Source organism: Mycobacterium scrofulaceum, assembly GCF_001667885.1.
In the GTDB taxonomy this organism is placed as follows: domain Bacteria; phylum Actinomycetota; class Actinomycetes; order Mycobacteriales; family Mycobacteriaceae; genus Mycobacterium; species Mycobacterium scrofulaceum_C.
The window spans coordinates 1-1,058 of record NZ_LZJW01000152.1 but is presented as its reverse complement, the minus strand read 5'-3'; the positions used below and the strand labels follow the sequence as shown (position 1 = coordinate 1,058).

1 protein-coding gene is annotated in these 1,058 nt (G+C 69.2%); it reads right to left on the bottom strand.

Going from position 1 to position 1,058, the window contains the following annotated elements:
* Nucleotides 1-1,058: AMP-binding protein (locus A5681_RS22350; RefSeq protein ID WP_156738101.1), on the bottom strand; the 1,058-nt coding region annotated here is incomplete at both ends.

Sequence of the window (1,058 nt, the reverse complement as noted above, 5' to 3'; positions counted from 1 at the left end):
CCCGACCGACCCACATACCCACACGCCACACCCCGACCCGCCACATACAACTCACCGACCACACCCACCGGCACCGGCCGCAACCAGTTGTCCAACACGAACAGCGCCGCGCCGGGTATGGGCGAGCCGATCGGCGGCGTCCCGCTGCCCGCGGTCAGCGGCCGGGTCATCGCCGCATACATCGTGGTCTCGGTCGGCCCGTATTGGTTGACCATCACCCGCCCGGGCGCCCACCGGTCCACCGCCTCGGACGGACACGGCTCCCCGCCCATCACCAGCGTCGCCACCGTGTCCAGACCCTGGGGCGACAACGCCGCCACGGCCGAGGGGGTGTGGCTCAAGACGTCGACGTGCTCGCGAATCAGCATGGCGTGCAGGTCTTCTGGTGAGCGGACCACCGCGTCGGGCACGATCACCAGCCGGTCGCCGTGCAGCAGCGCCCCGAAGATCTCCCACACCGAGAAGTCAAAGGACAACGAATGGCACTGCGACCACACCCGGCCCAGCGCCAGCTCATCATGCACCGACTCCAGCAACTGGGTGACATTGTGATGGGTGACCGCCACGCCCTTCGGAACCCCCGTCGTGCCCGAGGTGTAGATGATGTAGGCCACGTTCTCGGGGGCCGGCGGCGGTAGCGGCCCGGCCGGCTGTGCCGCCATTTCCGGATCGTCGAAATCGATGACGGCCACGTCCGACCCGTCGAGCCGCGATCGCACGCCCGCGGTGGTGACGGCGGCGATCGGCAGGGCGTCGGTGAGCATGAACTCGATGCGGGTCGCCGGGAGCCCGGGATCGATGGGCAGGTAGGCGGCCCCGGTCTTGAGCACCGCCAAGATCGCCACCACGGCCTCGGCCGAACGCTCGGCCACCAGACCCACACACTCCCCCGGACCCGCACCATACTCAACCAACAAGCGCGCCAACCGATTCGACGACTCATCCACCTCGCCATACGTCCACGACCGGCCCCCGCAGGTGATCGCCACCGCCTCCGGGACACGATCCACCTGCGCGGCGAACAACTCCGGAATCGACACCGTCACCGCCACCGGCCC